The 8,449-nt window shown below is 45.2% G+C and carries 4 protein-coding genes and 1 pseudogene; 4 read left to right on the forward strand and 1 reads right to left on the reverse strand.

Annotated elements, in window-relative coordinates:
• The first annotated feature begins 10 nt into the window (after positions 1-10).
• A complete protein-coding gene (gene recQ, locus DXC01_RS14130) occupies positions 11-1,849 on the forward strand; it encodes a DNA helicase RecQ (RefSeq protein ID WP_118697966.1) in 1,839 nt (612 codons plus the stop codon).
• Between the two features lie 56 nt (positions 1,850-1,905).
• On the opposite strand, the gene DXC01_RS14135 is transcribed toward recQ, so the two are convergent.
• The gene (locus tag DXC01_RS14135; RefSeq protein ID WP_118697967.1) at positions 1,906-2,754 is read right to left on the reverse strand and encodes an AraC family transcriptional regulator; all 849 of its coding nucleotides are present in this window, start codon (positions 2,752-2,754) and stop codon (positions 1,906-1,908) included.
• A gap of 214 nt (positions 2,755-2,968) precedes the next feature.
• Between DXC01_RS14135 and DXC01_RS14140 the strand changes: the two genes are divergently transcribed.
• The 3 genes and pseudogenes from DXC01_RS14140 to DXC01_RS14150 all read left to right on the forward strand — a co-directional run.
• Positions 2,969-4,765: an L-fucose isomerase gene (locus DXC01_RS14140; RefSeq protein WP_118252022.1), complete on the forward strand. Its 1,797-nt coding sequence runs from the start codon at positions 2,969-2,971 to the stop codon at positions 4,763-4,765.
• A 213-nt stretch (positions 4,766-4,978) separates the two neighbouring features.
• Entirely contained in the window at positions 4,979-6,088 is a 1,110-nt protein-coding gene (locus DXC01_RS14145) for a hypothetical protein (RefSeq protein ID WP_118697968.1), read from the forward strand.
• Between the two features lie 201 nt (positions 6,089-6,289).
• Positions 6,290-8,449 (forward strand): annotated as a pseudogene (locus tag DXC01_RS14150) (hypothetical protein); the annotation flags it as partial.

Here is an 8,449-nt window from a genome sequence, read left to right on the forward strand (position 1 = left end):
CAGGTTTTGGATGACAGACGAGAAGTACGACATTTTAAAAAGATATTTTGGATATGATACCTTCCGTGAAGGACAGGAACAGGTGATTGACGAACTGCTTTCCGGCAGGGATGTGCTTGGCGTGATGCCGACAGGTGCAGGGAAATCTTTGTGCTATCAGATCCCGGCATTGATCTTTCCGGGGATCACGCTGGTCATTTCCCCGCTGATCTCTCTCATGAAAGATCAGGTGCGGGCGTTGAATGAGGCGGGTGTCCACGCGGCATATCTCAACAGTTCACTGACGCAGGGACAGTATTACAAGGCTTTGTCACTGGCAGTAGAGGGAAGATATCCGATCATCTACGTGGCACCGGAGCGGCTTCTGACAGATTCGTTCCTTTCATTTGCGGTGAATGCAGATATCGCGATGGTTGCTGTGGATGAGGCACACTGCGTTTCACAGTGGGGACAGGATTTCCGGCCAAGTTATCTCAAGATCACAGAATTTATTGAGAAACTTCCGAAGCGCCCGGTCGTGGCAGCATTTACGGCGACTGCAACGAAAGAAGTCAGGGATGATATCCAGAATATCCTTATGCTTAAGACACCTTATGTCGTGACTACTGGATTTGACAGGAGCAATCTCTTTTTTCAGGTAGAATCACCGAAAGATAAATACGCAGAAGTGAAGAATTACATAGAGCAGCACCCGGACGAGAGCGGGATCATCTACTGCCTGACCAGAAAACTGGTGGAAGAAGTCTGTGGGAAACTGATCCGGGACGGATTCCGCGCGACGCGTTATCATGCCGGACTTTCCGATGAAGAACGACGCATCAATCAGGATGATTTTATCTATGACCGCAGTCCGATCATGGTGGCGACAAATGCGTTCGGAATGGGAATCGATAAGCCGGATGTCCGCTACGTCATCCACTACAATATGCCGAAAAACATGGAAAGTTATTACCAGGAGGCAGGAAGGGCAGGACGTGACGGAGAGCCGTCAAAATGCATCCTTCTGTACAGTGGACAGGATGTAATCACAAATCGCTTTTTCATTGAAAATAATCAGGACAATGAGGAACTGGATGATGCTACACAGGAACTGGTCATGCAGCGCGATGAAGAGCGACTGCGGCAGATGACTTTTTACTGCTTCACACATGACTGTCTGCGGTCCTATATTCTGAGATATTTCGGAGAATACGGTGCAGCCTACTGCGGAAACTGTTCCAACTGCCTGACAGAATTCGAAGAAAAAGATGTCACCGAAGAGGCAAAAGCAATCGCGGAGTGCATCAACAGCAGTCATCAGAGATACGGTGTGAATGTGATCCTGGACACCTTGCACGGCGCAAATACTGCCAAGATCCGACAATACCATATGGAAGAAAATCCTTCCTATGGAAAACTCTCCAAAGTCCCGGCCTATCGTCTGCGCCAGATCTTCAACGAACTTCTGGTGCAGGATTACCTGCGGCTCTCAGACGACGGCTATACGATCGTGAAGTTTGGCCCGCGGATCGGTGAACTTTTGGCGCAGGACAGTACGATACAGATGAAACTTCCAAAAGAACAGGAAAAGAAACCAAAAGAAAAGCTATCCCGGAAACGCAAAGCACCGGTCAGCGGACTCACCGAAGAAGACCAGCCGCTTTTCCAGAAACTCCGTGAACTCCGCACCGAGATCGCCCGCCGGGAGAAGATCCCGCCGTATATGGTATTTTCAGACAAGACACTGATCCACATGTGTATCCTGAAGCCAGTAGATAAGGAAAGAATGCTCCAGGTAACGGGAGTTGGAGAACATAAATATGAGAAGTACGGCAAAGAATTCGAAATCAGGATAAAAGAACTCATATAAAATGTAAAACTCAGGGTTATTATGTGCCCTGAGTTTTGTTACATCATGAGATAGAGTTAGGAACGCTTATATTTCCCAGGCGTCATCCCCTTGTACTTCTTGAATGTTCGAATAAAGTAGCTCAGATCATTGAACCCATTCCGATAAGCGATCTCCGTGATCGAATCATCCGTAGTCGACAACTGATAACACGCCTGCTCGATCCTCTGATGGTTCAGATAATCCATCGGCGTCTGATGTGTCATCTCAGAGAAAAATCTGCAGAAATACTTCGGCGACATGGATACGGAAGAGGAAAGCTGCTGAAGAGTAAGGGGGGAGGCATAGTTGTGTTCGATAAAGTCAAGTACCTGTTTCAGCTGCAGGATACGCTTGTAATCACGCCGCGTTCTGGTAACGCTTTCCAGGTAGTAATGATTGCCAAAAACAATACCGAAAAAGTGGTAAAATTGTCCAATAACGGTCATTTCATATCCGGATGGCCGCATCCAGAGAGCATCAAAAATACTGTTCACAGTGGCACAGATTTCTTCAGATGCCGGGGTGAAATGATGATAAATAAGGATTTCCTGATGAATAATTTTCTGCATATAGGTTGAACAGACAGAATTATATTTCAGAAAAGTATTTCCGTCAAAAACAATACACTGATACACACAATCCTCGGGAATCCCGCTGTGCAGGATGCCGCTGTGTATAAAAATGATATCTCCCGCTGTTGCTGTGAAGCTTTTTTCGTCTAAAGTGACAGAGAGAGAACCCTTCAGGATGCGTATGATCTCATATTCGACATGCCAGTGATAGGACATGACATAGCGGGGATGGCTGGGTTCTATATGATGGAATTCAAACGGGAATTCATAAGTTCCCCTCAGGCGGTCTTCGTTACGGTCCAGATCGTGCAAAAAAATCTCCTCCTTATATGTTTTTTTCAAAAAAATCATATTCACAGTCAAAAAAGTGAATATTGTACTACTTTTTGCTATTATAACACAAGTAATTATGCCTTGGCAATTGTATACTATGAAGTATAGAAAACAAGGGAGCTTTTTGTGGACTGTTCACAGTTGTTGTCAGAAACTCCCAATAGACAATTACTTATAATGGAGGTAATTTAGCATGGCAAAGAGCAGATTAGTAGGCAGCTATCCGGTTATCGGTATCAGACCAACAATTGATGGACGTAGAGGAGCCCTGGACGTAAGAGGATCTCTTGAAGAGCAGACAATGAACATGGCTAAGTCCGCTGCAAAGCTTTTTGAAGAAAATTTAAAATATTCCAACGGTGAGCCGGTTAAGGTTGTTATCGCTGATACAACAATCGGACGTGTAGGTGAGAGTGCAGCATGTGCTGATAAATTCCGCAAAGAAGGCGTTGATATCACAGTTACAGTTACACCTTGCTGGTGCTATGGTGCAGAGACAATGGATATGGATCCGCAGACAATCAAAGCTGTATGGGGATTCAACGGAACAGAGAGACCTGGAGCAGTTTATCTTGCATCCGTTCTTGCTACACATGCACAGAAGGGACTTCCGGCATTCGGTATCTATGGACATGATGTTCAGGAAGCTGATGATACATCTATCCCGGAAGACGTTAAAGAAAAATTACTCAGATTTGGACGTGCAGCAGTTGCAGCAGCTTCCATGAGAGGAAAATCCTATCTGCAGATCGGTTCCGTTACAATGGGTATCGGCGGATCTATCATTGATTCCGATTTCATCGAATCCTATCTTGGAATGCGTGTTGAATCCGTTGATGAGGTAGAAATCATCCGTCGTATGACAGAAGGTATCTATGATCATGCAGAATTTGAAAAAGCTCTCAAATGGGCTAAAGAAACATGTAAGATCGGCTGGGACAAGAACCCGGAAGAACTGCAGTTCTCTCCAGAAAAGAAAGAAGAGCAGTTTGAATTCGTAGTTAAGATGGCAGTTATCATCAAAGAGCTGATGAACGGCTGCGATAACCTTGATCCTGCATTCTCTGAAGAAGCAATCGGACACAACGCTCTGGCAGCTGGTTTCCAGGGACAGAGACAGTGGACAGACTTCTATCCGAACGGTGACTTCGCAGAAGCAATGCTGAATACTTCATTTGACTGGAACGGAGCTCGTGAGCCGTATATCCTTGCTACAGAGAACGACGTTCTCAACGGTCTTGGAATGATGTTCATGAAACTCCTTACAAACAGAGCTCAGATCTTTGCTGACGTTCGTACATACTGGAGCCCTGAGGCAGTTAAGAAAGCTACAGGATATGACCTTGAAGGTGTTGCCAAAGAAGCTGGCGGATTCCTTCACCTGATCAACTCCGGTGCTGCCTGCCTTGACGCTAACGGCGAAGCAAAAGACGAAAACGGCAATGCTGTTATGAAACAGTGGTGGGATATCACAGAAGAAGACCAGAAAGCAATCATGGATAACACAGAATGGTGTATGGCTGACAACGGATACTTCCGTGGAGGCGGATACTCCAGCCGTTATGAAACAAAAGCTCAGATGCCTGCAACAATGATCCGTCTGAACCTTGTTAAAGGACTTGGACCGGTTCTGCAGATCGCAGAAGGATGGACAGTAGCCCTTCCGGAAGAAGTATCTGACAAACTTTGGAAACGTACAGACTACACATGGCCATGTACATGGTTCGCACCAAGATGCGATGGCAAAGAAGGACCGTTCAAGACAGCTTATGATGTAATGAATAACTGGGGAGCTAACCACGGTGCTATCTCCTATGGACATATCGGAGCTGACCTGATCACAATGTGCTCAATGCTTCGTATTCCGGTATCCATGCACAACGTTCCGGAAAAAGATATCTATCGTCCGGCAGCATGGAATGCATTCGGAATGGATAAAGAAGGTGCAGACTTCCGTGCTTGCAAGAACTACGGACCTCTGTATAAATAAATTAAACTGTTAAACTGATTTTAATCAAATGCCATGATTAAACGACATCCCCGAGGATTTCTTCGGGGATGTCCCTTTTTATCCACAGAGTTTCCTGTAAAAGTCGAAAAAATTCCCATTTTTTATGATAAAAAGGATTATCATTAGAACTTCACTATGGTATGATAGAAACAGAATTTGTGGATAAAGCCAAACCATACAGGAGAAGATAAAATGAAAAAGATAATAAAGAGTTTTCTGGTCGTTCTGATGGGATTCCTGATGAGCGTAAATGTTATGGCAGATGTACAGCAGGAGAAGCAAAATCCTGATTATACGACAGATTATTACATGATCGTAGAATCTAAAGCGGGAGGGATCGACATATATTCTCTGCCGGATCTGAGTTCTTCGAAGCTGAATGACAGTCAGATCCCGAACGGTACAGCCTTACATATCGAGGGCGAGACAGAGGATAAGGAGAATAACAGAACCTGGGGCTATACAGAATACCATGGCATGCATGGATACGTGCCGCTCGATGACTGTAAGCCGGCACAGTCCCGCAAGGAAGCAATAGATTCCGAACTGTATATCGCAGGAAGTGACAATGTGGATTACAATGCAGATTACGATGTCAAAGCTTACTCTGAGGACGGAAGTCAGAAACTCTATCAGGGTCCGGGAATCAAATACGGTGAAGTTCCAGGAGTTCGTGATATCCAGAATGGAGAGACTTTTCATATCACAGAGGATGCAGAACTTGTCGATGGAAGTCACTGGGGTGTTACAACGATCGACGACCAGGAAGGCTGGGTAGATCTTGAGAAGACAGAAGAATGGGCGAAGGAACATGGTACTTATGAGAACTCTGACGGGACAGAATTGCTGGATATGACACCGGTACCGGAAAATTCCGGCACAGCGGCAGCAATTTCCGAAAATACTGCCACACCATCGACAGCACCTTCAACGACAGAGAATCCACAGGTGACAGCAGTACCGTCCGTAACAGGAGCAGCAGATTCAGTTACACCAACGGAAGCACAGGAAGTGACTGATATACCAGAGGCAACCGACACACCGGTACCGACAGAGACATCAGCACCGACGGAAACTCCGGAGCCAACAAATACACCGGCATCGACAGAGAGCCCAGAGTCAACCGATGCACCAGATCCAGAGACCACCGGACAGCCAGAGAAGGACGATGTTCAGACTTCAGGCCAGACTGTAACCACCAGCAAATCTTCCAAAAGCCAGAATCCCCTCCTCTGGATTGCTGGAATTGCGGTACTTGCAGCAGTCGGAGTTATAATTTATCATTTCATGAAACGAAACTGAAAATTTATCCAGGTATAATGGCAGGCACTCAATCAGAAACTTTCTGGTTGGATACTTTTTATGTAAAAATTTATCGTAAATTTTTACAAATGTGAAAAATCGGGATTGTGAAAGTTGTCGAAAATAAAAAAATCTGTCATTAAATTTACGAAAATAAAAAAATACGATAAAATGATAAAAAGAACATCAGGAGGGGTGAAAATGAAGAAAAAAATAATAGGGATTTTGCTGGCAGTTACATTGACTGTATCACAGGCAGGAATTGTTGTTTATGCAGAAGATGTAACCTGGGAAGATGAATTTACGCAGATGGATGAAGCGGATGAATCAGAAACTCCTGAAGCGGATGTGGCCTGGGATGGAGAATCAGAAATCTCAGAAACCGAAGATGATGAAGAACAGGTGGAAGTGACCGAAGAGGACACAGAAGCGGGCGTGGAGGAAACAAATACAGAAACCGAAGAATCACCTGTCAGTGAAGAAGAAAGCTTATTTTCAGATGGCGTAGGAGAACTTTTTTCTTCCGGGGACACAATCGTATACGATGCAGACGAAATGGAACCGTTCAAAAGCAGAACCTTAAAAGAGGTTGCTGATGAATATGCAAAGGCAAGATATGCCGGAGCAACTTATTCAAATTCAGACAGTTCCACATGGTATCAGGAACCGTGCTCTACTTCCGCGCCATATGCGGCAGGAGTGCTGACCCAGGATACACATACAGCGATGACAGCAATGACAAATTTCTATCGCTGGCTGTCAGGTCTGAATTCACTGAAGAATAGTTCCACACATTCGGATTCTCTTCAGGTGCAGGCTCTCGTTCGTAATTTTGAATTCAGCCATTGGGTGAGTGATTCCAGCAAGCCGGCTGATATGAGTGACGAGATGTGGAATGCAGGCGCTCCGTGCAGACATAACATTCTTGCGAGAGGATATACTCCTCAGGGAGCTATCACAGGCTGGATGAACGAGGGATATTCTCTCAGATCCCAGTCATGGGATACAACAGGACACAGATATGCATTGATCGAAGCTTCTCTGTCAGATGTTCAGTACGGATTCTCCGGAGGCATTGCAATCGGAGCAGATGTAGCATCTGGAAATACTTCAGACCTGCCGTTCAGTGCGTTTCCGGCACCAGGATATATGCCGTCCCGGCTGGTGTCACCGTCTTCAAGTGCCTGGTCCGTACGAATAAATAAAAACACACTGAAAATTGCGGATTCCACGAAAGTAACCGCAGTGATCACAAACCTTAACACCGGAAATTCCTATGAATGCACGAAGGAGAACGGGAAACTGAGAGTATCAGGAGTCGAGATCGACATGGTACAGCCTTCTGATTATTCTGGTTCCAGATATACAGACGGCTATCGGGTGCAGATTACGGGACTTCAGGATGCAGCAACAGGTTCAGAGGCACAGATCAGTTATACAACCAGATTTGCGGACATCACAGAGGAAATGCCATCTTATGTGACGAGTGTGACGGCAGATGCCAGAGAATATGTTATTTATAAGACGATGGATAACATAGAAAGCATCAAAAAAGTTGCAGCAATTCTGCCGAAACAGGTATGGGCAACAGCAGAATCCGGAAAGAAGATCAGAGTATCTGTAAAAGGAGAATGGGAAATAAATGAAGCAGATAAATGCTTTGTAAACTCTGCAGATCCATCCGGACTTCCGGAAAACATAACCGACAAAAATCATCTGCTGGATGAAGTTAAGGTTCCGTACAAAATCTCGGATGATTACTATGATTCCTATAATACGCTGTATATTTCTCCGCAGAAGGTCAAGGAGGGAGAAAACATCGAACTGGGGGTATACAGAACCAATATTTCTACAGACACCAGCCAGATCTATAAACTTACCGCAAAAGAAGACGGAACCTATTCCGCAGTAAAGAAATACGATTCCTCAGAATCACCGGAATTTGACAAGGAAGCATCGGATGCGTCGGTATATTCTGCAACACACATATATAAGAAATCGGGTGTGACGCTGGACGATGCAGGAGAATATATTTCTGTGTACTACAGTTCCTCAAGTCAGAGCAGAATTTACGTCTGCAGAGCCACAAAGACCCTTGAGGTTGAACATACACACACCTGGGATGAAGGAAAGATCACAAAAGAAGCAACCTGCACCCGGAAAGGAGAAAAAACCTACACCTGCAGTGCATGCGGAGCAACAAAAACAGAAGAAATCCCACTGTCAGAGCATAAAGAAGTCAAGGACACAGCTGTAGAGTCAACCTGTACAAAAGCAGGAAAGACAGAAGGAAGCCACTGCTCCGTATGTGGAAAGATCCTCAAAGAACAGAAAGAGACCCCACTCAAAGACCACACCTGG

It is taken from the genome of Blautia sp. OM07-19, assembly GCF_003481595.1.
Taxonomy (GTDB): Bacteria; Bacillota; Clostridia; order Lachnospirales; family Lachnospiraceae; genus Blautia_A; species Blautia_A intestinihominis.

Excerpts from the sequence above, each read along its gene's own strand:
- recQ (WP_118697966.1), top strand. The coding sequence starts at position 11 with ATGACAGACGAGAAGTACGACATTTTAAAAAGATATTTTGGATATGAT.
- DXC01_RS14140 (WP_118252022.1), top strand. The coding sequence starts at position 2,969 with ATGGCAAAGAGCAGATTAGTAGGCAGCTATCCGGTTATCGGTATCAGA.
- DXC01_RS14145 (WP_118697968.1), top strand. The coding sequence starts at position 4,979 with ATGAAAAAGATAATAAAGAGTTTTCTGGTCGTTCTGATGGGATTCCTG.